Here is a 22,112-nt window from a genome sequence, read left to right as displayed (position 1 = left end):
CAGAGGGTGGCGCATACCTTGTGAAGGGGCTCACGAGCATGCCCTCCGAGGGGGGTGGATACTCGATGGCATGAGCACCACGGAGCGTCCCAGGATCCTCGTTGTAGGCGGTGGGTACGTAGGCCTGTACGCAGCTCGTCGCATTCTGAAGAAGATGCGGTATGGAGAGGCGACCGTCACGGTCGTCGACCCGCGCTCGTACATGACGTACCAGCCCTTCCTCCCCGAAGCTGCTGCCGGCAGCATCTCGCCTCGGCATGTCGTCGTCCCGCTGCGACGCGTGCTGCCCAAGGCAGAGGTTCTCACCGGCCGTGTCACGACCATCGACCAGGACCGCAAGGTCGCCACGGTCGCGCCGCTCGTCGGCGAGGCCTACGAGCTGCCCTTCGACTACCTGGTCATCGCGATGGGCGCGATCTCCCGCACCTTCCCGATCCCCGGCCTCGCCGAGCAGGGCATCGGCATGAAGGGCATCGAGGAGTCCATCGGTCTGCGCAACCACGTCCTCGAGCAGCTGGACAAGGCCGACTCGACGACCGATGAGGACGTCCGCCGCAAGGCGCTGACGTTCGTCTTCGTGGGCGGCGGCTTCGCCGGTGCGGAGACCATCGGCGAGGTCGAGGACATGGCCCGCGACGCGGCGAAGTACTACACGAGCGTGAAGCGCGAGGACATGCGCTTCATCCTGGTCGACGCCGCCGACAAGATCCTTCCCGAGGTCGGTCCGAAGCTGGGCGCGTACGGCAAGGAGCACCTGGAGAGCCGTGGTGTCGAGGTCTACCTCTCGACCTCCATGGACTCCTGCGTCGACGGTCACGTGGTGCTGAAGAACGGTCTTGAGGTCGACTCCAGCACGATCGTGTGGACGGCCGGCGTGAAGCCGAACCCGGCGCTGGCGCGCTTCGGCCTGCCGCTCGGCCCGCGGGGTCACGTGGACACCTCCGAGAAGCTCCAGGTGCAGGGCACCGACTACATCTGGGCCGCGGGCGACAACGCCCAGGTGCCGGACATGGTCGGCCGCCGCGCGGGCAACCCGAACGCCTGGTGCCCGCCGAACGCCCAGCACGCGCTGCGCCAGGCCAAGGTCCTCGGCGACAACGTCGTCTCCGGCATGCGGGGCTTCCCGCAGAAGGAGTACAGCCACGCCAACAAGGGTGCGGTCGCCGGACTCGGCCTGCACAAGGGCGTCGCGATGATCGTCATGGGCAAGGTGAAGATCAAGCTCAAGGGCCGTCTCGCCTGGTACATGCACCGTGGCTACCACGGCATGGCCATGCCCACCTGGAACCGTAAGATCCGGATCTTCGCGGACTGGACGCTGGCGATGTTCCTGAAGCGCGAGGTCGTCTCGCTCGGCGCCATGGAGACTCCGCGTGAGGAGTTCTACGAGGCCGCCAAGCCGAGCCCCCCGCCGGTCGCGGCCAAGGCCGACGACGACAAGAGCAAGACCGGCGAGAAGGCCAAGGCCTCCTAGCGCGGGTACGTCATCGAAGGGGCCGTCCGCCATCCGTGGTGCGGACGGCCCCTTCGGTGTTCCCGGAGCCGGTCCCCTGACCGGTGCCGCGACGGGCCGTGTCCGCCCCGCCGCGCGGACGCCGTCCGCCGCGGCATTAGATGGTAAGTGCAGGTATTTTGCCGTTCCGTTGCCCCGGAGCGGGATGGCGCGGCCGCCGCGCGGCGTTGACGCCGGTGTACCTCGCCGTGGCCCCGAGGTGTCGCGGTCCGGTTCGGGTGCGTATATGCGAATTTAGGCACGTCGGAAACACCACCACGGAGGTGTGCGCCATGGCCGATGCCGCATCGCGGCTGACCGCTCTCGCCGAAGAGCTGCTGGGAGAACCCCTGCCGGTCCGCATCCGGGCCTGGGACGGCAGCGAATCCGGGCCGCCGGGTGCCCCCGCCCTCGTCCTGCGCCACCGCCGCGCCCTGCGCCGGCTGCTCTGGAAGCCGGGCGAACTGGGCCTGGCCCGCGCCTGGGTGGCCGGGGAGATCGATGTCGACGGGGATCTGTACGCCGCCCTGGACGCCCTGGCCGGGCTGCTCTGGGAGCGCGGGGCCGAGGCGAAGGACAGGGTCCACCCCGTCCGCGACCCGAAGGTGCGGGCGTTCGCCGCCGGCCTCGTCCAACTGGCCGGGCCCTGGCCGCCGCCGCCCCCGCCGGCCGAGGAGGTCCGCCGCCGCACCGGGCCGCTGCACACCAGACGCCGTGACAAGGAAGCCATCAGCCACCACTACGACGTGGGCAACGACTTCTACGCGATGGTCCTCGGCCCGTCCATGGTCTACTCCTGCGCCTACTGGCAGGCCGGCGGCACCCTGGAGGACGCCCAGCGCGACAAGCTCGACCTCGTCTGCCGCAAGCTCGCCCTCAAGGAGGGCGACCGCCTCCTCGACGTCGGCTGCGGCTGGGGCTCCATGGCCATCCACGCGGCCCGGGAGTACGGCGCCCGGGTCACCGGAGTGACCCTCTCCGCCGAACAGGCCGCTTTCGCCCGCAAGCGCATCGCCGAGGAGGGGCTCGCCGACCGGATCGAGATCCGCGTCCAGGACTACCGGGACGTCAGGGACGGGCCGTACGACGCCATCTCCTCGATCGGCATGGCCGAGCACGTCGGAACGGTCCGTTTCCGTGAGTACGCCGACGACCTCTACGCACTCCTCAGGCCCGGCGGCCGGCTCCTCAACCATCAGATCGCCCGCCGGCCCGAGAAGGACGAGTCGGCCTACCACGTGGACGACTTCATCGACGCCTACGTCTTCCCCGACGGGGAGCTCGCCCCGGTGGGCCGCACCGTCGCCACCCTGGAGGAGGCGGGCTTCGAAGCCCGGGACGTCGAGGCGATCCGCGAGCACTACGCCCTGACCCTGCGTCAGTGGGTGGCCAACCTGGAGAAGAACTGGAAGGAGGCCGTACGGGCCACCTCGCCCGGACGGGCGAGGGTGTGGCGGCTCTACATGGCCGCCTCCGCGCTCTCCTTCGAGCACAACAGGATCGGCGTCGACCAGATCCTCGCGGTGCGTCCGGGGGAGGGCGGCGCGGCGGGCATGCCGCTGCGGGCCCGCGCCTGGACGGCGTCCGCGGACGCCTGACCCGGGAACACGGAAGGGGCGGTACCCGCACTGCGGGTACCGCCCCTTCCCCGTCGTACGGCTACTCCGTCTTGATCGCGGTGAGCATGTTCAGCTTCGCGCCGCTCCGGGCCGGCCACAGCGAGGCCAGCACACCCACGAGGCCCGCGAGGACCAGGAAGAGGGCGAGCCGGTCCCACGGGATGACCAGGGCGTAGCCGGGGATGGAGGCGGACAGGCTCTTCCCGACCGCCCAGCCGAGGAACGTGCCGAGGCCCACGCCGACCACCGCTCCGAAGAGCGAGATGACGACGGCCTCCAGCCGGATCATGCGCTTGACCCTGCGGCGGTCCAGGCCGATCGCCCGCAGCATGCCGATCTCCTGCTGGCGTTCGAAGACGGACATGGCCAGCGTGTTGACGACGCCGAGGACCGCGATGACCAGGGCCATCGCCAGCAGCGCGTACATGATGTTCAGTGCCGTGTTGATGAACCCGCCGAACATGTCCCGGATGCCCTGGCGGTCCATGACGCTCATCGCCGGGTTGACGCCGAGCGCGTCGACCACGGCCTGCTCGTTGGCCTCGCTCTGGCCGCCGTCCATGGTCAGCCAGACCTCACGGATGTCGGTGCGGCTCTCGTGCGGGGCGACGACGTCCTCGGGGACCAGGACCGGGGAGAGGAACTCGTTGCCCTCGTAGAGCGCGCCGACCTTCAGGTTCTCCTTCTTGTCGTCCATGAACGTCACGGGCACGCTGTCGCCGGTCTTCCAGCCGTGCGACTTCGCGGTCCTGTGGTCGACGGCGATCTCGCCGTCGTTCAGGGAGGACAGCGAGCCGGAGACCGTCTTCAGGTCGAAGACCTTCTCGACGTCGCCCGGGGTGACCCCGGAGGCCGAGACTCCCCCGTTGCCGACGGTGAGCCAGACGGCCCGCTGGGGGGTGGCCGCCGCGACACCGTCGGCCTTGCGCAGGGCGGTGAGAGCCGACTCGTCGAGCGAGTCCCCGCTGGCCATCGAGACCATGTAGTCGGCCCGGATGTTGTCCGTCGTCATCTTGTCGATGGCCTGGCCGAGTGTGACGCCGAGCACGGAGATACCGGTGACCAGGGTGAGCCCGATCGCCAGGGCGGAGGCGGTGGCTCCGGTACGGCGCGGATTGCGGACCGCGTTCTGCGCGGCCAGCTTGCCGGAGACCCCGAACAGCTTCCGCAGCAGCGGGCGTACCAGGGCGATCACCGGCCGGGAGAGCAGGGGGATCAGCACGATGACACCGGTCAGGGCGAGGAAGGCCCCGGCACCGATGAGCCACCGGCCGTTCTCGTCGCCCTGGGCGGCGTCGGCGACGATCGCGGCGGACCCGAGGAGGGTGAGCACCCCGCCGATCGAGTTCCGCACGACCAGCGACTTCGTGGTGGCCACCGCGTGCACGCTGCTCATCGCCGCGACCGGCGGGATCTTGGCGGCGCGACGGGCGGGCAGCCAGGCGGCGAACACGGTGATCAGCACGCCGACGGCGAAGGCGGAGGCGACCGCGGTGGGCGAGACGACCAGTGGTCCGGCAGGGATCTTCCCGCCGAACATGCCCATCGCGGAGCGCAGCCCCGTGGCGAGGCCGACGCCGAGCAGGAAACCGGTCACCGAGGCGATCAGACCGACCACACCGGCTTCGAACAGGATGGACCGCTTGACCTGCCGGCGGGAGGCGCCGACGGCGCGCATCAGGGCGAGTTCCTTGGTGCGCTGTGCGATGAGCATGGTGAACGTGTTGGCGATCAGGAACACACCGACGAAGAGGGCGATGGCCGCGAAGGCCAGCAGCATCGAGTTGAGGCTCTTGAGGCCGGACTCCGTCGTCTCGGCCTCCTCGTCGGCGAGGGCCGCGCCCGTCCTGGCCTCGGCGTCCTCGGGGAGGAGGGGCTTCACGGCGTCCAGCAGCCGCTGGTCGGACGCCCCGGCCGCGGCGGTCACGGTGACGTCCTTGAACTCGCCGGGCCGCAGGTAGAGCTGCTGGGCGACCTCGGTGTCGAAGAGGACCAGGCTGCCGCCCGCGTTCACGGCGCCGTCCTCGGTGGTGAAGACACCGGAGAGGGTGTACTCCTTCACCGGCCCGTTGGTGGCGACCCGGACCTTCTCGCCGACCCGGTACTCACCCTTGTCGGCACTGGTCCTGTCCAGGGCGATCTGCCCGGCCTCCACCGGGCCCGAGCCGTCGGTGAACGTGTACTGCGCGTCCTTGCCGTCGGTGCCGGGGAAGAAGTTGGAACCGGTGTTGGACCAGCCGTTGCCGATGAGCTTGCCGTCGGTGTCGGCGACACCGGCGAATCCGGAGACCCGCCCGGTGGCCTCCGCCACCCCGTCGAGGTCCTGGATCTTCTTGAGCGTGGCCTCGTCGACGGCGGCGGTCTCCTCGTCGCCGCGCTCGGCCCAGGTGGTGACGGCGACGGCCACCTTGTCGTAGTTCTTGGCGGACTGGTTGCGGAAGGCGTTGCCGAGGGTGTCGGTGAAGACCAGGGTGCCGGAGACGAAGGCGACGCCGAGCATCACGGCGAGCACGGTCATCAGCAGCCTGGCCTTGTGCGCAAGGACATTGCGCACGGCGGTACGGAACATGTCGTCAATTCCTGGGGGAGTTCGGGAAGCGGACGGGAGGGGCGGACAGCCGTCGTGTCAGCTGGTGCGGCCCTTCGCGTCGAACGCCTTCATCCGGTCGAGGACCCCGTCGGCGGTGGGGCTGATCATCTGGTCGACGACCGCCCCGTCGGCCAGGAAGATCACCCGGTCCGCGTAGGAGGCGGCCACCGGGTCGTGGGTCACCATCACCACGGTCTGGCCGAGCTCGCGCACCGAGTTGCGCAGGAAGCCGAGGACCTCGGCGCCCGAGCGGGAGTCGAGGTTGCCGGTCGGCTCGTCACCGAAGATGATCTCCGGCTGCGAGGCCAGGGCGCGGGCCACCGCGACGCGCTGCTGCTGGCCGCCGGAGAGCTCCGTGGGGCGGTGCTTCAGCCGCTCGGAGAGGCCCACCATGTCGATGACCCGCTGGAGCCAGGCGGCATCGGGCTTACGGCCGGCGATGTCCATCGGCAGGGTGATGTTCTCCAGGGCGGTCAGCGTGGGCAGCAGGTTGAAGGCCTGGAAGATGAAGCCGATCTTGTCCCGGCGCAGCTGGGTGAGCTGCTTGTCCTTCAGGGTCCCCAGCTCGGTCTCACCGATGCGTACGGAGCCGCTGCTGAAGCTGTCCAGGCCGGCCACGCAGTGCATCAGCGTGGACTTCCCGGAACCCGAAGGGCCCATGATCGCGGTGAATTCCCCCTGCGGGAAGTCCACGGTCACCCGGTCCAGGGCGACCACCTGGGTCTCACCCTGGCCGTAGACCTTCGACAGCTCCGTGGCGCGGGCGGCGACCGCGGTGGTGCGGTGAACGGTGGTGGTGGTCACAGGGGTGCTCCAGGTTCGTACGACAGGTTCGAGGGGACCCCACCATCGTCTCCGCCGTACCGTGCCGGGGCGTCAGCCCTCGTGCCCGTTCCCGGGGCCCTCTTGAGTCGCACCCGCCGGGCGGTCGCGTAGTCCTGAGGTAGGAGACCGGCCCGGGGCCGTGCCCGTCCTCAGCGGGGTGGCGCGGTGGAGCCGCGGGGCACCAGACGCGCCGCCGCGTCCTCGAACCCGGGGGCCGAGCCGTCGGCGACCATCGCCAGCAGGGTGCGGGCCGCGTGGGTGCCGTAGGCGGAGATGTCCCTGCTCAGCGCGGTCAGCGCGGGGCGCACGACGCGGGAGAGCTGGGAGTCGTCCCAGGCGACGAGCGAGAGGTCGGCGGGCACGTCCAGCCCCATCTCCTGGGCGACCGAGAGGCCGGCGACGGCCATGATGTCGTTGTCGTAGAGGACGGCGGTCGGCCGCGCGGCCGAGCCGATCAGCTGCCGGGTGGCGTGCGCGCCCTCCTCGCCGGAGTAGTCGGTGTGCACCACCACGGGCTCGTCCAGGCCGAGTTCGGCGCTGATCTCGCGCTGGGCGCGGTCGCGCAGCTGGGTGTGGATCAGGTCGGGCAGCCCGGCGACCCGGGCGACGGAGCGGTGGCCGAGCGCGCTCAGATACGTCAGGGTGTCCCGCAGCGCCGCCGAGTCGTCCGACCACACCGGGGTGAGGGAGCCGGCCGCCGAGGGATGGCCGATCACGACGGCGGGCATGCCCAGCTCGGCGATGCCCCCGATGCGCGGATCGGGCGAGCGCACATCGGCGAGGAACACCCCGTCGACCCGGCCTTCACCCCACCAGCGGCGGTACATCTCCAGCTCCTGCGCCGGGTCGGTGACGACCTGGAGGAGCAGGGCGCAGCCCCGGGAGGACAGTTCGCTCTCGATGCCGCTGATCAGCTCCATGAAGAACGGCTCGACCCCGAGCATCCTGGCGGGCCGGGACAGCGCGAGCCCCACCGTGTCGGCCCGGGCGCGGGTGAGGGCGCGGGCCGCGCTGTTGGGCCGCCAGCCGATCTCCTGCGCGATGGCCTTGATGGAGGCGCGGGTCGCGGGGGAGACGCCGGGGCGGTCGTTCAGGGCGTACGAGACCGCCACCTTCGACACCCCGGCGCGGCGCGCGATGTCGGCGATCGTGGGGCGTTGCTTGGGCATGCGACCTCGCTTAACCGGTTCGTATTCAAGGGCCATCTTAACCGCAGGCCCCTGACCTCCGTCTTCCCCGGAGCGGTCCAGACCTCTTCGCCATCCCTTGAAAAAACTCGGATGGGAGCGCTCCCGGTCTCTTGACACCGTTTCGGCGCACCCATACCTTCGCGGCACTTACCCGGTTCAGTAACTCCGCTCGGCAGGGACGGCGCGGGGGAAAAGGAGGGGTTATGGGTACGCGTGCCCGGCTGCGGGCCACCACCGCACTCGCCGTGTTCACACTCGCCGCGACCGCATGCACGGGAGGCGGCTCCGGGTCGGCCGGTACCGGCGGCCCGGCCGGCAAGGGCGGTTCGCTGCCGCGCGACGAGACGCTCTACACGACCGGCACCCAGTGGGGGCCTCCGGCCAACTACAACCCGCTGCGCAACTGGGACCACGCGACCGGCACCAAGGGACTCGTCTACGAGACGCTGTTCCACTTCGACCCGAACGAGGGCAAGCTGACGCCCTGGCTGGCGGAGTCGGGCACCTGGACCGGGGACAAGACGTACGAGGTGAAGCTGCGCCAGGGCATCACCTGGGCCGACGGCAAGCCGCTGACCGCGAAGGACGTGGCGTACTCCTACGGCCTCGGCAAGATCGAGGCCTCCGCCTTCCACTCGCTGTGGAGCTGGCTGTCCGACGCGAAGGCCGTGGACGCCACCACGGTCCGCTTCACCTTCAAGGAGGCCCGCTACCAGGAGTGGGACTACACCCTCTACGGCCAGCCGGTCGTCCCCGAGCACGTCTGGAGCTCGCGCACCGACGAGGACATCCTCAACGGCGTCAACGACAAGCCGGTCGGCACCGGGGCGTACAAGCTCAGGAGCAAGAGCCAGGACCGGGTCGTGTGGGAGCGGCGCGACGACTGGTGGGGCACCGAGGCACTCGGCATGACGCCCGCCCCCCGCTACATCGTCGACGTCTCCAACCCGAGCAACGAAGTGGTCATCGGCCAGCTGGGCCAGGGCCAGCTGGACCTCAGCAACAACTTCCTGCCGGGCGCCTCCTCGCTGATCAGGAGCAAGAAGGCCGTGTCGTACTACGACGAGGCCCCGTACATGCTCTCGGCCAACACCGCCTGGCTGGTGCCCAACACCACCAGGAAGCCGATGGACGACGCCGCCTTCCGCAGGGCGCTCGCCGCGTCCGTCGACACCGGGAAGATCGTCAAGGGCGTGTACGGCGACCTGGTCAAGCCGGCCTCCCCGACCGGTCTGCTGCCGCAGTGGGAGCAGTTCGAGGACAAGGCCCTCATCGAGGAGAAGGGCTTCGGCCACGACCTCGCCGCGGCGAAGAAGGAGCTCGCCGGCGCCGGCTACAAGGACACGGACGGCGACGGTTTCGTCGAGAACAAGGACGGCAAGCCCCTCAGCCTGAAGCTGGCCGTGCCCTCCGGCTGGACCGACTGGATGGAGGCGGCCAAGGTCATCGCCGCCGGGGCCAAGGACGCGGGCATCAGGATCAGCACGGAGTTCCCCGACCAGAACGCCCTCGGCGAGCAGCGCGGCAAGGGGGAGTTCGACCTCGTCATCAACAACGAGCGCCAGCTCTCGAACACCCCGTGGACGTACTACGAGTACATGTTCCAGCTGCCGGTCCAGAAGCAGCAGAACACCGTCAACTTCGGCCGCTACGAGAACGAAGAGGCCTGGAAGCTGGTGCAGGAGCTCAGCGCGGTCAGGACCGACGACACGGCGGGCATGAAGGCCGCCGTCTCGAAGATCCAGGACATCCAGCTGACCGAGATGCCCATCATCCCGCTCTGGTACAACGGCCTCTGGTCGCAGGCCACCACCGGGACCTGGAAGAACTGGCCGTCGGACGCCGCCGGAGCTCCTAAGACGGCACCGGCCCTGTGGCGCAACTGGCTGGAGATGGGCGGCTTCGAGACGCTCACCCAGCTCGAACCCGCCAGGTGACGCGCCCGTTCTGATTCCATGACCGCCCCGCCGTGCGTGCGCCACCTGACCGTGCGCGCACGGCGGGGCTCTCCACCAGGGGAGCATCCTTGCGCCGCTATTTCGCACGCAAACTTCTTGTCTACGCACTGACCTTCGTGGCCGCCGTCACCGTCAACTGGATGATCCCGCGCTTCATGCCCGGGGACCCGGTGGCGGCGATGGTGGCCAGGGCCCGGGTCTCGCAGCCCGAGGCCGCCGAGGCCATGCGCTCCTACTACAACGACCTGTTCGGCTTCGACGAGCCCCTGTGGCAGCAGTACCTCCACTTCTGGGGCGCGCTCCTCCAGGGCGACTTCGGGATCTCCATCTTCGTCTTCCCCACGCCCGTCGGCGACGTCCTGCTCGACGCCCTCCCGTACACCCTCGGCCTGATGATCCCGTCCGTCCTCCTCAGCTGGTTCGCCGGCAACTGGATCGGCGCGCTGTCGGCCCGCCGCAAGGTGCTGGACAACACCGTGCTGCCGGCCGGCTACCTGCTGACCGCGATGCCGTACATGTGGATCGCCGTCATCCTCGCCTGGGCCTTCGGTGCCAACGCCGGCTGGTTCCCCATATCGGGCGGTTACAGCCTGGACATCACACCCGGCTGGAGCGCCGCCTTCGCCCTGGACGCGCTGCACCACTGGGTGCTGCCGTTCCTCTCGCTCTTCCTGGTGGCCCTGGGCGGCTGGGCCATCGGCATGCGCAACATGATCATTTATGAGCTGGAGTCGGACTACTCCTCCTACCTGTCGGCCCTCGGCGCACCCCAGCGCCTGATCCGCCGCTACGCGTTCCGCAACGCCGTCCTGCCCCAGGTCACCGGCCTGGCCCTGCAGTTGGGCGTGCTGGTCGCCGGGGCGCTCGTCACCGAGATCGTTTTCGCCTATCCGGGGCTCGGCTCCCTGATCCTGGCCTCGATCCAGAACCAGGACTTCTTCCTGCTCCAGGGGGCGTTCCTGTTCATCGTCATCGGCGTACTGATCGCCAACTTCCTCATCGACATCGTGTACGTCGTCGTCGACCCCCGCACCCGCACGGGCATGGCAGGAGGCACGTCATGAGCACACTGCCCGACCCGGCACCCGAGACCGCCGCCGCGCCGGCGGCACCGTCCGCACCGGCGGCGAAGCCCGGCAGCGAGTGGCTGCACTACGCGGTGCGCAACCCCAAGCTGATCATCGGCGCAGCCCTCGTCGTGATCCTGCTCGCCCTCGGCATCGCCGGCCCGATGCTGCTCGACAACGACAACCCGAACGAGTACGTCGGCCCCCAGGCCGCCGCGCCCGACGGCACGTACTGGATGGGCACCACCACCTTCGGCCAGGACGTGTACGCGCAGTTCGTGCACGGGCTGCGCTCCACCTTCCTGGTGGGCGTCGTCGGCGGGGCGATCGCCGCCGTCATCGCCATGGTCGTCGGCTTCCTCGCCGGCTACCGGGGCGGCCTCGTCGACGAGGTCCTCAACATGCTCACCAACATCGTCCTGGTGCTCCCCGCGCTGGCGGTCCTGCTGATCATCAACGCCTACATGGGGGTGCGCAGCGTCGCCGTGCAGGGACTGTTCATCGGGCTCACCTCGTGGCCCTGGGCGGCGCGCGCCATCCGGGCGCAGACGTTCTCGCTGCGCACCAGGGAGTTCGTGGACCTGGCCCGGCTCAGCGGGAGCGGCACCTGGCGGATCGTCTTCCGCGAGATCGCGCCCAACATGAGCTCGTACCTCTTCATGATGTTCATCCTGCTCTTCGGCGGGTCCATCCTCATCGCCTCCTCGCTGGACTTCATCGGGCTCGGCCCGACCGAAGGCGTCTCCCTCGGCCTGATGCTGCAGAGCGCCCAGCAGTGGAGCGCGCTCCAGCTCGGCATGTGGTGGTGGTTCATCCCGCCGGGCGCCGGGATCACCGCGATCGTCGGCGCGCTCTACGTCGCCAACGTCGGCCTCGACGAGGTCTTCAACCCGAAGCTGAGGGAGTCCTGAGCACATGACCCTGACCGTCAACGATCTGCGGGTCCACTACCGCACGCTGCGTGGCGAGGTCCGGGCCCTGGACGGCGTCGGCTTCGACCTGGCGGACGGCGAGATCCTGGGCCTGGCGGGCGAGTCCGGCTGTGGCAAGACCACACTCGGCAAGTCCCTGATCCGGCTCGACGGCCGGATGCGCCACGCGGGCGGCACCGTCACCCTGGACGGCGAAGAACTGCCGCTGTCCGACGACCGCGCGATGAACGCCTACCGCTTCCACCGGATCTCGCTCGTCCCGCAGTACTCGATGAGCGCCCTCAACCCGACCCGCCGCATCGGCCGCATGATCCGCGAACTCCTCGCCTCGCGCGGCGTGAGCGTGGACACCGGCGAACTCCACCGCCGGCTCGCCCTGGTCGGCCTGGAGCCCGGCGTCCTGGAGCGCTATCCGATCGAGCTGTCCGGAGGCATGAAGCAGCGCACCGTCATGGTGATCTCCACACTGCTCGACCCGTCCGTCCTCATCGCCGACGAGGTCACCTCGGCCCTGGACGTCTCCAACCAGCAGGCCGTCGTCGGCGCCCTGCGGGGCCTCCGCGACAAGGGCCTGGTCACCAGCATGATCTTCGTGACCCACGACCTCGGACTGACCTCGCACATCGCCGACTCGATCATGGTGATGTACGCGGGCAAGCTCGCCGAGAAGGCCCCCACGAAGGTGCTGACGACCGAGCCCCGCCACCCGTACACCAGGATGCTCATCGGCTCGCTGCCCCAGGTGGGAGCCCGTTACAAGGACAAGCCGCTCAGCGGTATCGAGGGCTCCCCGCCCTCCCTGCTGAACCCGCCGGCCGGCTGCCGCTTCCGCGACCGCTGCCCGCTCGCCGACAGCCGGTGCGCCGAGGAGCCGCCGGTCGTCGAGGTGGCCCCCCGACACTCCGTCGCATGCTGGAAGGCGGCCTGATGCTGACCCTCGACCGTGTCACCAAGACCTTCCGGGCCGGCGCCTTCGGCGGCGGCTCCACCACCGCCGTCGACCGGGTCTCCTTCTCGGCGGCACCGGGCGAACTGGTCTCCCTCATCGGTGAGAGCGGCAGCGGCAAGTCCACCATCGGCCGCATGGTGCTCGGCCTCACCCGGGCCAGCTCCGGCAGCCTCACCCTGGACGGCGAACAGGTCCGGCCGGGCAAGGACTTCTACCGCCGCGTCCAGGGCGTCTTCCAGGACCCCTTCAGCTGCTACAACCCCGTCTTCAAGGCCGACCGGGTCTTCGCCCTCGTCCGCCGCGCCTACCACCCGGGCGTCCCGGACCAGGAGTGGGCCGGCCGCGTGGAGAAGGCCGTCCGGGACGTGCGCCTGGACCCCGGACAGGTGCTCGGCCGCTACCCGCACCAGCTCAGCGGCGGCCAGCTCCAGCGCCTGCTGATCGCCCGCGCCCTTCTGCTCGACCTGCGCTTCCTGGTCGCCGACGAGATCACCAGCATGCTCGACGCCTCCACCCGCATCGATGTGCTCAACCTCCTCGCCGGCCTCAAGGAACGCGGCCTCGGCGTCCTCTACATCACCCACGACCTCTCGCTCGGCACCTATCTCGCCGAGCGCACGGTGGTGCTGCGGGGCGGCCGGGTCGTCGAACGGGGCGACACCCAGAAGGTCTTCGGCAATCCCCTCCACCCCTACACCCGCACGCTCCTGGCCGCCGTGCCCCGGCTGAACCAGCCCTGGACGTCCGCCGAACCCGTGGAGGCCTGCGCCTACCACGAGGGGGGCGCGCGGGACACCGACCTGTACGAGACCGAGCCGGACCACTTCGTCGCCTGCGCCGGTCTCCCCGACTGCGGAAGGACCTCCGCGTGACCCCCCGCCACCTGCCCCTGCACGACGGCTGGACGCTCGTCGCCGACGGCCCCGCACCGATCGGCCTCCCCACCGGGGGCGTCCCGGCGACCGTCCCGGGCTGCGTCCACACCGACCTGCTGGCCGCCGGGCTGATCGACGACCCCTACCTGGACGACAACGAGAAGCGCCTCGGCTGGATCGGCCGCACCGACTGGACGTACAGCACCGCCTTCGACTGGACGGCCGACGCACACGAGTTCACCGACCTGTGCTTCGACGGCCTCGACACCGTCGCCACCGTCCTGCTCAACGGCACCGAGGTCGGCTCCACCGCCAACCAGCACCGCAGCTACCGCTTCCCCGTCCGGCCGCTGCTGCGCGAGGGCCCCAACACCCTCGTCGTGCGCTTCACCGCCCCGTACACCTATGCCGAGGCGCTGCGCGACAAGCTCGGCGACCTGCCGGGCGCGTACACCGAGCCGTACCCCTTCATCCGTAAGATGGCCTGCAACTTCGGCTGGGACTGGGGGCCGACACTGGTCACCTCCGGCATCTGGCGGCCGGTCGCGCTGGAGTCATGGACCGGCCCGCGCATCGCCGGGGTGAAGGTCCTGGCCGACCTCGACGCGGCCGGGGTGCCGCGCCTGGCGGTCACCGTCGACATCGAGCGGGCGGGTCCTGGGCCGGTCCCGGGCTCGGTCGAGGTGGCCGGGGCGTGCGCCGCCTTCACCGCCTCGCAGGACGAGCCCCGTGTCGTGGTCACCCTCTCCGTCCCGGAGGCCGAGGTCTGGTGGCCGCACAGCCACGGCGAGCAGCCGCTGTACGACGTCACCGTCAAACTCGGCGAGCACGGCACCTGGGCCGGCAGGACGGGTTTCCGGGGCGTCGCCCTGGAGCGCGACGCGTTCCGCGTCTCCGTCAACGACGAGCCCGTCTTCGTACGCGGCGTGAACTGGATCCCCGACGACTGCTTCCCCGCCCGGATCACCCGGCAGCGGATCTCCGACCGCCTCGACCAGGCGGTCGCCATGGGGGTCAACCTGATCCGTGTCTGGGGCGGCGGCCTCTACGAGAGCGACGACTTCTACGAGCTGTGCGACGAGAAGGGGCTGCTGGTCTGGCAGGACTTCCCGTTCGCCTGCTCGGCCTATCCGGAGGAGCAGCCGCTGTACGACGAGGTGGCCGCGGAGGTCCGCGAGAACCTCGTCCGGCTCGCCCCGCACCCCTCGCTGGTGCTGTGGTGCGGCAACAACGAGAACCTGGAGGGTCACGCCGACTGGGGCTGGCAGGAGGAGCTGGAGGGCCGGACCTGGGGCCACGGCTACTACCACGAGCTGCTGCCCGCCCTGTGCGCCGAGACCGACCCCTCCCGCCCCTACTGGCCGGGCTCGCCCTACTCCGGCTCCCCGGAGCTGCCCCCGAACGACCCCGCCCTCGGCACGGTCCACCTGTGGGAGGTGTGGAACCGGGTCGACTACCGCCACTACGCCGACACCGCCCACCGCTTCGTGGCGGAGTTCGGCTTCCAGGGCCCGCCCGCGTACGCCACCCTGCGCCGCGCCGTCAGCGGCCCGCTGGGTCTGGGCGCCCCGCTGATCGCCCACCACCAGAAGGCGCAGGACGGCGACGCGAAGCTGCTGCGGGGCCTGGGCGACCACCTCCCGCAGCCGGCGTCCTTCGACGACTGGCACTGGTTCACCCAGCTGAACCAGGCCCGCGCGGTCGCCTTCGGCATCCGCCACTTCCGCTCGCACAGCCCGTACTGCATGGGTGCGATCGTGTGGCAGCTCAACGACTGCTGGCCGGTCGTGTCCTGGGCGGCCGTGGACGGCGACGGCCGGCGCAAGCCGCTCTGGTACGCGCTGCGGAAGGTCTACGCGGACCGGCTGATGGCCGTAAGGGACGGCGCCCTGCACCTGGTCAACGACTCCGCCCGCCTGTGGGAGGGCACGCTGCGGCTGACCCGGCGCTCCCTGGACGGTGCCGTCCTGGCCGAGGAGACGGTCGCGGTCGGCACGGCGGCCCGCGGGGTCACCCGGGTACCGCTGCCGCCCTCGGTCGCCGAGCCGGGCGACAGCACCCGTGAGGTGCTGGTGGCGGAGCTGGGTGAGCTGCGGACGGTCGAGTTCTACGAGGAGGACACCCGGCTCGCGCTGCCGCCCGCGCTGTACCACGCCACGGTCACCCAGGGCGACGAGCCGGGCAACGGCTACCGGGTCACGGTGACGGCGCGGACGCTCCTGCGCGACCTCGCGCTCTTCCCCGACCGGCTGGATCCCGCGGCCGAGGTGGACGACATGCTCGTCACCCTGCTGCCCGGCGAGAGCGCCGTCTTCCATGTCACGGGCGCGGTGCTGAAGGACCCGGAGGCCCTGGGATCGCGGCCGGTGCTCCGGTGCGTCAACGACACCGTCGACGGGTGAGGTGGCGGGACCCTGGCGAACGGTGGCGCGCCCCATGGCGCATGTGGGCCGTACGGGTGCGGCGAGTTTCCGTCATTCCCGTTTGCCGGGGTTCGTCCCCCTCCACCGGGCGGGGCGTGTGCTGATGCGGTGCAAAGTGTCTGACGGACCCTCACACGATCAATAAAATAAGACAACATCGAGCGCATGTTCCGCTGTTCGAGGGACGCCCCCGGATAGGGTCATGTGCCAGACGCGAAGCCGCGCGTCCACGCCCGGGTGGTGGAATGCAGACACGGCGAGCTTAAACCTCGCTGCCTCCTCGGGGGCGTGCCGGTTCGAGTCCGGCTCCGGGCACATCTCCTTGCACGCCGCGTGAGCTGCGACGACGGCCGATTTCCCGCGCGTGTTACCGAGTTCGCGGGAACACATCGGGAACACAAAACTACTCTCCTGCCATGGCGAGCGTGATTGCACGTGAGAGCAAGGTTGGCGAGAGCGTCAGCCATCAGGTCAAGTGGCGTCCGGGCGGAGGCCGCAAGGCGCCGTGGCAGACCGGGAAGTCCGACGACGAGCCGTCGGCGGAGGTCTTTCGCGACGCGGTCAACGAGCACAAGCAGTAATGGCCCTCGGAGTGGATGAAGGGCCGCGGGTACATCGACCCGGATGCCGGTATCGACGCGGAGTGCCGTTTCGACGCTTTCGCGAAGGAGCCGATCAAGAACTGGACGGGCACCGAGGAACGGTATCGGCGCGCCTGCTGTCGGGACCTCGGGAACTACATCCTGCTGACGTTCAGCAACTGCGGCATTCGCAGCACTGAGCACTTCTCGAGCAAGACCATCCGGGCCTGGGTGAACCTGATGGCGCAGACGAAGGTCCGGCGCGGGTCGAAGCACCACCCGAAGACTCCCAAGAACCTGCACGGGCTGCTGTCGTCCCTCCTCAACGAGGCCGTTCAGGCCGAGGGTGCGGGAGGCTGCGTGGCACCATGCTGCCCCGTGGGACCAGCAGGGCCGGTAGTTTCGATGTGTGAGCACGGACTATCAGCAGGCCAGGGCGTCCCTCGGCGCGCGGCTGCGAGAGCTGCGCGCCGAGGTCACGGGCCGGGACCTAGCGGCCCGGCTGGGCTGGCCGCAGTCCAAGGTCTCCAAGCTGGAGACGGGGCGGCAGACGGCCACCCCCGCCGACCTCAAGGCCTGGGCCGAGGCCACCGGGCACCCGGCGGTCGCCGGTGAGCTCCAGGCCCGGCTGGAGGGGCTGGAGTCCCACACCCGTTCGTGGCGCAGGCAGCTGAGGGCCGGGCACAAACCGGTTCAGGACACTCTGACGGTGGAGTACGAGCGGTCGACGGAGCTGTATGCCTGGCAGGGGTCCATGGTCGTCGGGATGCTCCAGACCCCGGATTACGCGCGGGCCGTGTTCACCCGGTTCGCTGAACTGCACGGTTCGCCCCGGGACATGGACGCAGCCGTGCGGGCCAGGATGCAGCGCCAGGAGCTGCTGTATCAGCCGGGCCGGACGTTCCACATCCTGATGTGGGAGGCGGCTCTCCACGCTGGGGTGTGCTCGCCGGCCGTCCTGGCGGCCCAGCTCGACCGGCTGATCGGTGCCATCGGTTTGGACACGGTGCGCCTGGGGATCGTCCCGTTCGGCGCTCAGGTCGCTGTCCCGCCCGCTGGGGCGTTCTGGCTGTACGACGACCGCCTCGCGATCGTGGAGGACTGGCACGCGGAACTGTGGCTCGATGATCCGGAGAGCCTGAGCGTGTATCAGCGGGTGTGGGAAGCGCTGGATGCCTCGGCCGTGTACGGGTCCACGGCGCACCGGTTGATAAGCAGAGCCAGGGCCCAGCTCGACCGCCCGTGAGGGCCCGTGAGAATTTTCGGGAATCACGGGAGGGCGTCGGAGAATATCGGGGAATCACCGGAGACTTTGATTCGCGTTCGTCCCTGACGTCCAGGTCATGGCCCCACGGACACGCAATCCGGGCACGATGTGGCTTGCCTCCTGCGCCCCGGATCCCGTACGCGCACACCGACGTTGGGCAGGCGATGAGCTTGCCCCGACCCCCGTAGGCCGCTGCTGGCCGGCCGCAGAGGCTGACCTGATGCGGTCGGTGGACGCGATGCAGCGGGTCGGCTCCGGGTGACGGAGGGCCTTCTTCACGGTCATCTCGACCTCGTAGCGGTTCGTGTTGATCACTGCCGCGCGGTCTGTACCACGGCGGTGGCCTTGCGCCAGGCGGCCCACGCGCCTTCGGGCGGGGTGAGGGAAGCCGCGGCTGCCTGCGCGTCGAGGGCCGCACGCTCAAGCTGGAGGAGTGCGCCGGGAAGTGCGATCGTCACGGCCGGATGCCATGTGTCCTGGCCTACGGACGAGGCCCCGGGGGGCGACCGGCGCGCGTTATTGCGCTGGTCGGCCTACAGGTCGAGGACCATGGCCTCGTAGAAGGGGGCGTCGTCCCACGGGTGGGAGACGCCGACCCGCTCGTATCCCCACGAGGTGTAGGCGGCCCGGGCCGGGGCGGCCCCGTCCTCCGGGCGCACGGTGAGGGTGACCCGCTCGACGGGCAGGCCGTCGAGGAGCAGGGTATGCAGGCGGGCGGCGACACCGCGACGGCGCCACGGCTTGCGGACGGCGAGCTCGAGAATCACGTAGGTGCGTGCGCCGTCCTCCCGTGTGAAGTCCTCAGGCAACGGCTGCTGGACGTTGGTCCACCAGCTGCTGTCAGCGGGCAGGAGGAAGCCGTAGGTGAAGCCGATCGCCTCGTCACCGTCGCGGGCGATGACGAGGCGCATGCCGGCGCGCTCGACGTGGATCCGGTAGTGCTCGATGAACTGGGCGACGTCGGACGGGCCCTCGCTGTACGGGGGTTCGGCGTAGACCTCCTCGTACGCGGCGAGGAAGTCGTCGAGGTGATCGAGGGCGGCCCGGGGTCCTTCGTGGTGCTCGTACCGGATGTCAGCGCTCGTCATGCTGCTCCCCTCGCGCAGGCGTATTCGATGAGCTCCTCGGCCGCCTGGCGGGCGGCCGGGGAGTCGACAGCGTGGAGGAGGCCGGTGACCTGGTTGAGCGTGCGCGTGACGCGCCCGGACTCGACTTCCTCCAGGTGCTCGATGCTTTCTACGGCATGGGCTGCGCCCTCGTCGACGTCTCCGGCCTGAACCAGCCCTTTCGCGAGGGTCAGCCGGTAGAGCGCGCGGTTGCGGCCGTAGGTGCGGTCCTGGTGATCGAGGGCGGCGCGGAGGAACTGGGTCGCGGCCCGGTGGTGGCCGAGCTCGGTGTAGAGCATCCCTTGGGAGTAGTCGAGTTCGGCGTGACCGTGGAAGGCGGCCCATTCCGGGGAGGGCCGTCCGGTGTGGGCGCGGTCGATCAGGTGCATGGCGTGGGCCAGGCGCCTGTTCGCGGCTTTCTCCTCTCCGGGCATCAGGGAGAGAGCGCGGGCCTCGCGGGAGGCGATGATGGACTGGAGGATGGGGGAGCCGAGGGCGGTTGCCCGTTCCTGGGCGGCGCAGGCGAGGTCGAGGCCGTCGCGGGGACGGCCTTCGTGGCTGGCCTGAAGGCTCATGCCGGAGAAGATCAGGACCTCGAGGTTCGCGTCGCGCAGCATTGTCGCCGTGGTGAGGGCCTCGCCCCAGTAACGGCGGGCGGCCTCCTGGTCGTCGGCGTCGTAGTACAACCAGGCGCAGTGTTCCGCGATCTCCCCGGACAGCAGCTGGAGCTGGCGTCCGATCGTTTCCGGGTACTGACCGGTGTTGATGACGCGGCGGACGCGGCGCAGGTGCCGGACGGCGAGGGAGCGGACGTCACCGCCGCCGTACGCGTTGTCGAGCTGGAGCAGGGCGCGCAGGCCTTCGCGGAGTTCGAGGAGGTGGGAGGTCCCGACGGACTGGGAGCGGCCGGTGGGTGAGAGGGGGCGGACATGGGCCGGCATGGCGGCGGCTGTGGCGACACCGATGGAGTCGTTGAGGAAGGCGCGTCGGTCCACGGAGGTGCCTCTCTGCGCGGGGAGTTGTGCTCTCCCCACGGTGACACCTGGTGGCGGCCCGGCGAAACCGAGCTCGGTGGGGCATACGCCGAAGAGGGCATGTAGCACGCGCCAGGCGCGGGCGCGGGGAGTGGGAGGCAACGGCTGACGCCACCGGTGGAACTGGCGGCTGGTCAGGGTCACGGCCTCGCCGAGGATGTCGGCGGTCGCCTCGAAGGCCTGCAGAAAGTCCGCCGGACGGAGCCAGCCGTGCGCTGCACACTCACGCTGGAAGGGTGTCAAGTCGGTCACCCGCGTAACCTCCGGTGATCGGATTGCACACTGACCGTAGCGGTTTGCCGGTCATGGCAAGTCCGGACCGGGGAGAAAGTCCGGTGAAACGTCCGGCGAAACGTCCAGCCGTCATCCGTGACCAGGAGTTGTCTCGTACATGAGGGAGCCATTCCTTCGTCCTGCCGACGACTGACGGGGGCGCCGTAGTTATGCCCAGCCCAGACCTGACAACGCCTGTCGCCGCTGGTGCGGTCGCGCTTGTGAGCGCGACGGCCGGGGTCCTGGTGCACACCCGACGAGATCGGGAGCTGGCTGCCGCGCAGTGGCTGCTCCTCTCGGCGTTCGATACCCGACAGGCTCGACACGATTGGGCGACGTACGGGGTCGCCCTTCTGCGCTGCGGGGTGCTGTTCTCTGCGGTCCGCATGCCGGCTGCGGTCGTGCACGCGGCTGCCGGCACGGACGACCGGGAGGAGCTCGCCGCGTTCCTTGAGGACGCTCTCAACGGCGGGCCCATCTTCTACGACGGCGGCGGCCGCCAGTTCTACGCGCTGACGCCGCGCGGCACGGCCCGGCGCTGGGGCGCCACCGGTATCGAGCGCCTGGGGCCGAGCGCCTTCCTCGGTATCCCGGCGACCGACATCACGGAGCCTGATCCACGGTGTACCTCGTACTGGTGTGTTCCGATGCGCGGCTCGGGGTTCCTCTGCCAGCCACGTGCAGTGGCGCGTCTCGCCGTCACCGGGCGGACCCGGGGCACGAAGAGGGAGGCCGAGAAGGATGCGTGACGCGCTTTCGACAAGCCTGTCGGCCGCACTCCTGCACGAAGTACCGGTGTCCTCCTGGTCGATGCCCCGGGTGCCTGAATCCGCCGGGCTCGCCAGGTGCCTGGTGCGGGAAGCACTGGGTTCCTGGGAGCTGCCGGGCCTCGTGGACGGCGTGACGCTTGTCGTCACCGAGCTGGTCGCCAACGCGGCCGAGCACGCGAGGCCGCCGGAGGGGCATGTGCACGGCGGCACGATCCGGGTCACGGTGAGCCTGGTCGAGCCGGACCGGGTGCGGGTCGCGGTCGTCGACCTGGACCGCACGGAACCGGTCCTCGGGGTGCCGGCAGCTGACGACGAGGAGCGCGGCCGTGGGCTTGCTCTCGTCGCTGCCCTCTCCGTGTCGTGGGGCGTCGAGCCGCTCGGCTGGGGGAAACGTGTGTGGGCCGAGCTGGAGGCGGTGTGATGCGAAAGAAGACCGGCCTCGCCAGGGAGAAGGCCACCGCCAGGCGTCCCGTGGTTGCGTACAGGGTCCGCTGGGACTGTGCGGAGGCTGATGCCGTGGCACGTCACGCCATGGAGGAAGGGGTGGATCCACCGCCTGCTCAACTGGAGCGGCTGCGGGAGGCGGTGTGCGGCCACCTGCGGGAGCTGGTGGCCGTGGTCGACGAGCAGTACGCCGATGCTCCTGCCGGGCCCTGGCGCGAGGTCATCACCAAGACGCTCGGTGTCGCGTCGGACATCCTGGCCCAGCCCATCCGGGGCAGCGCCCTGGACCTCCTGGTGCCACCTCCAGCAGTCCGGCTCCTGCTGCTCATGCATACGGAGCCGATCATGTTCGGCGCCCACGGGCAGGCCATGATGGTTCGAGGGGAGGACGAGGCCGATGCTGTGTGACTACTGCCGGCGGCCGGTGGCCCAGGGGCAGGGCGAGCAGCACAGCGTGGACGGGGCCTCCGGGCCAGGGGGAACCGTCTACGTCCACAAGAAGCGGTGCCCGGAACCGCCGCCGTACCGCCGGTCCTACCCGTACGCATGCAAGTGAACGGGGCCCGGACGTGGCGCCCCGGCGCGAGGAGAGTGGCGCCGGGGCGGCCCACCGCGTGGCCGGTGACCCGCCCCGGCTCCTTCGGTACCGGCTGCGGGAGCCGGCGGCCGGTGCTCAGGTCGTCGGCGCGGGCAGCGCAGCCCGCCGCGGGCGCCGGA

19 protein-coding genes and 1 tRNA gene are annotated in these 22,112 nt (G+C 70.2%); 14 read left to right on the top strand and 6 right to left on the bottom strand.

Features of this window, described 5'->3' with window-relative positions; translation table 11 throughout:
- Window positions 1-70 precede the first annotated feature (70 nt).
- Together VN520_RS17330 and VN520_RS17325 are read left to right on the top strand one after the other, a co-directional pair.
- Window positions 71-1,474, top strand: a complete 1,404-nt coding sequence (locus VN520_RS17330) for an NAD(P)/FAD-dependent oxidoreductase (protein WP_325747831.1) — start codon at window positions 71-73, stop codon at window positions 1,472-1,474.
- A gap of 311 nt (window positions 1,475-1,785) precedes the next feature.
- Complete coding sequence (locus tag VN520_RS17325) at window positions 1,786-3,090, top strand: cyclopropane-fatty-acyl-phospholipid synthase family protein (RefSeq protein WP_325747830.1); 1,305 nt, start codon at window positions 1,786-1,788, stop codon at window positions 3,088-3,090.
- Window positions 3,091-3,151: 61 nt separating this feature from the next.
- Here the strand turns inward: VN520_RS17325 and VN520_RS17320 are convergent, their stop codons facing one another.
- From VN520_RS17320 to VN520_RS17310, 3 genes are all read right to left on the bottom strand, one after another.
- On the bottom strand, window positions 3,152-5,680 hold the full coding sequence (locus VN520_RS17320; RefSeq protein ID WP_325747829.1) for an ABC transporter permease: 2,529 nt from the start codon (window positions 5,678-5,680) through the stop codon (window positions 3,152-3,154).
- Between the two features lie 57 nt (window positions 5,681-5,737).
- Complete coding sequence (locus tag VN520_RS17315; protein ID WP_203186690.1) at window positions 5,738-6,505, bottom strand: ABC transporter ATP-binding protein; 768 nt, start codon at window positions 6,503-6,505, stop codon at window positions 5,738-5,740.
- Between the two features lie 170 nt (window positions 6,506-6,675).
- Window positions 6,676-7,695 (bottom strand): LacI family DNA-binding transcriptional regulator, encoded by a 1,020-nt coding sequence (locus VN520_RS17310; RefSeq protein WP_325747828.1) that lies wholly within the window; start codon window positions 7,693-7,695, stop codon window positions 6,676-6,678.
- A gap of 224 nt (window positions 7,696-7,919) precedes the next feature.
- Between VN520_RS17310 and VN520_RS17305 the strand changes: the two genes are divergently transcribed.
- The 9 genes from VN520_RS17305 (at window position 7,920) to VN520_RS17265 (ending at window position 17,747) form a co-directional block, all read left to right on the top strand.
- Window positions 7,920-9,653, top strand: coding sequence for an ABC transporter substrate-binding protein (locus VN520_RS17305; RefSeq protein ID WP_325747827.1), 1,734 nt, complete (start codon window positions 7,920-7,922; stop codon window positions 9,651-9,653).
- Window positions 9,654-9,742: 89 nt separating this feature from the next.
- Window positions 9,743-10,738 carry an ABC transporter permease gene (locus VN520_RS17300; RefSeq protein ID WP_325747826.1) on the top strand — a complete coding sequence of 332 codons (996 nt, stop codon included), beginning with the start codon at window positions 9,743-9,745 and terminating at the stop codon, window positions 10,736-10,738.
- A complete protein-coding gene (locus VN520_RS17295) occupies window positions 10,735-11,652 on the top strand; it encodes an ABC transporter permease (RefSeq protein ID WP_325747825.1) in 918 nt (305 codons plus the stop codon). Before VN520_RS17300 ends, VN520_RS17295 begins: the two co-directional genes overlap by 4 nt.
- 4 nt (window positions 11,653-11,656) lie before the next feature.
- The gene (locus VN520_RS17290) at window positions 11,657-12,601 is read left to right on the top strand and encodes an ABC transporter ATP-binding protein (protein ID WP_325747824.1); all 945 of its coding nucleotides are present in this window, start codon (window positions 11,657-11,659) and stop codon (window positions 12,599-12,601) included.
- A complete protein-coding gene (locus tag VN520_RS17285) occupies window positions 12,583-13,494 on the top strand; it encodes an ATP-binding cassette domain-containing protein (RefSeq protein ID WP_325747823.1) in 912 nt (303 codons plus the stop codon). Before VN520_RS17290 ends, VN520_RS17285 begins: the two co-directional genes overlap by 19 nt.
- On the top strand, window positions 13,491-15,899 hold the full coding sequence (locus tag VN520_RS17280) for a glycoside hydrolase family 2 protein (protein ID WP_325747822.1): 2,409 nt from the start codon (window positions 13,491-13,493) through the stop codon (window positions 15,897-15,899). The genes VN520_RS17285 and VN520_RS17280 overlap by 4 nt, the downstream gene beginning before the upstream one ends.
- 252 nt (window positions 15,900-16,151) lie before the next feature.
- A tRNA-Leu gene (locus VN520_RS17275) sits at window positions 16,152-16,235 on the top strand.
- A gap of 101 nt (window positions 16,236-16,336) precedes the next feature.
- A complete protein-coding gene (locus VN520_RS17270) occupies window positions 16,337-16,501 on the top strand; it encodes a hypothetical protein (protein WP_325747821.1) in 165 nt (54 codons plus the stop codon).
- Window positions 16,502-16,910: 409 nt separating this feature from the next.
- A complete protein-coding gene (locus VN520_RS17265) occupies window positions 16,911-17,747 on the top strand; it encodes a helix-turn-helix transcriptional regulator (protein WP_325747820.1) in 837 nt (278 codons plus the stop codon).
- A gap of 332 nt (window positions 17,748-18,079) precedes the next feature.
- Here VN520_RS17265 and VN520_RS17260 read toward each other — a convergent pair whose 3' ends face one another.
- From VN520_RS17260 to VN520_RS17250, 3 genes are all read right to left on the bottom strand, one after another.
- Window positions 18,080-18,226: a hypothetical protein gene (locus VN520_RS17260; protein WP_325747819.1), complete on the bottom strand. Its 147-nt coding sequence runs from the start codon at window positions 18,224-18,226 to the stop codon at window positions 18,080-18,082.
- Between the two features lie 75 nt (window positions 18,227-18,301).
- Entirely contained in the window at window positions 18,302-18,856 is a 555-nt protein-coding gene (locus VN520_RS17255) for a GNAT family N-acetyltransferase (protein ID WP_325747818.1), read from the bottom strand.
- The gene (locus VN520_RS17250) at window positions 18,853-20,160 is read right to left on the bottom strand and encodes a hypothetical protein (protein WP_325747817.1); all 1,308 of its coding nucleotides are present in this window, start codon (window positions 20,158-20,160) and stop codon (window positions 18,853-18,855) included. Before VN520_RS17250 ends, VN520_RS17255 begins: the two co-directional genes overlap by 4 nt.
- A gap of 242 nt (window positions 20,161-20,402) precedes the next feature.
- Between VN520_RS17250 and VN520_RS17245 the strand changes: the two genes are divergently transcribed.
- From VN520_RS17245 to VN520_RS17235, 3 genes are read left to right on the top strand one after another with little or no spacing between them, the layout of a single operon-like run.
- A complete protein-coding gene (locus VN520_RS17245) occupies window positions 20,403-20,930 on the top strand; it encodes a hypothetical protein (protein ID WP_325747816.1) in 528 nt (175 codons plus the stop codon).
- Window positions 20,923-21,372 (top strand): ATP-binding protein, encoded by a 450-nt coding sequence (locus VN520_RS17240; RefSeq protein WP_325747815.1) that lies wholly within the window; start codon window positions 20,923-20,925, stop codon window positions 21,370-21,372. Before VN520_RS17245 ends, VN520_RS17240 begins: the two co-directional genes overlap by 8 nt.
- The gene (locus VN520_RS17235) at window positions 21,372-21,803 is read left to right on the top strand and encodes a hypothetical protein (RefSeq protein WP_325747814.1); all 432 of its coding nucleotides are present in this window, start codon (window positions 21,372-21,374) and stop codon (window positions 21,801-21,803) included. Before VN520_RS17240 ends, VN520_RS17235 begins: the two co-directional genes overlap by 1 nt.
- The last annotated feature ends 309 nt before the right edge of the window (window positions 21,804-22,112 follow it).

The sequence above is a fragment of the Streptomyces sp. genome (assembly GCF_035563135.1).
Classification (GTDB): Bacteria; Actinomycetota; Actinomycetes; order Streptomycetales; family Streptomycetaceae; genus Streptomyces.
The sequence above is the reverse complement of the archived record's forward strand: the minus strand, read 5'-3'. Positions and strand labels throughout refer to the sequence as shown.

What these genes read in the sequence shown, in the direction of transcription:
- VN520_RS17330 (WP_325747831.1), top strand. Translation starts at nt 71, where the DNA reads ATGAGCACCACGGAGCGTCCCAGGATCCTCGTTGTAGGCGGTGGGTAC.
- VN520_RS17285 (WP_325747823.1), top strand. Translation starts at nt 12,583, where the DNA reads ATGCTGGAAGGCGGCCTGATGCTGACCCTCGACCGTGTCACCAAGACC.
- VN520_RS17255 (WP_325747818.1), bottom strand. Translation starts at nt 18,856, where the DNA reads ATGACGAGCGCTGACATCCGGTACGAGCACCACGAAGGACCCCGGGCC.
- VN520_RS17295 (WP_325747825.1), top strand. Translation starts at nt 10,735, where the DNA reads ATGAGCACACTGCCCGACCCGGCACCCGAGACCGCCGCCGCGCCGGCG.
- VN520_RS17305 (WP_325747827.1), top strand. Translation starts at nt 7,920, where the DNA reads ATGGGTACGCGTGCCCGGCTGCGGGCCACCACCGCACTCGCCGTGTTC.
- VN520_RS17310 (WP_325747828.1), bottom strand. Translation starts at nt 7,695, where the DNA reads ATGCCCAAGCAACGCCCCACGATCGCCGACATCGCGCGCCGCGCCGGG.
- VN520_RS17240 (WP_325747815.1), top strand. Translation starts at nt 20,923, where the DNA reads ATGCGTGACGCGCTTTCGACAAGCCTGTCGGCCGCACTCCTGCACGAA.
- VN520_RS17270 (WP_325747821.1), top strand. Translation starts at nt 16,337, where the DNA reads ATGGCGAGCGTGATTGCACGTGAGAGCAAGGTTGGCGAGAGCGTCAGC.
- VN520_RS17235 (WP_325747814.1), top strand. Translation starts at nt 21,372, where the DNA reads ATGCGAAAGAAGACCGGCCTCGCCAGGGAGAAGGCCACCGCCAGGCGT.
- VN520_RS17320 (WP_325747829.1), bottom strand. Translation starts at nt 5,680, where the DNA reads ATGTTCCGTACCGCCGTGCGCAATGTCCTTGCGCACAAGGCCAGGCTG.
- VN520_RS17325 (WP_325747830.1), top strand. Translation starts at nt 1,786, where the DNA reads ATGGCCGATGCCGCATCGCGGCTGACCGCTCTCGCCGAAGAGCTGCTG.
- VN520_RS17290 (WP_325747824.1), top strand. Translation starts at nt 11,657, where the DNA reads ATGACCCTGACCGTCAACGATCTGCGGGTCCACTACCGCACGCTGCGT.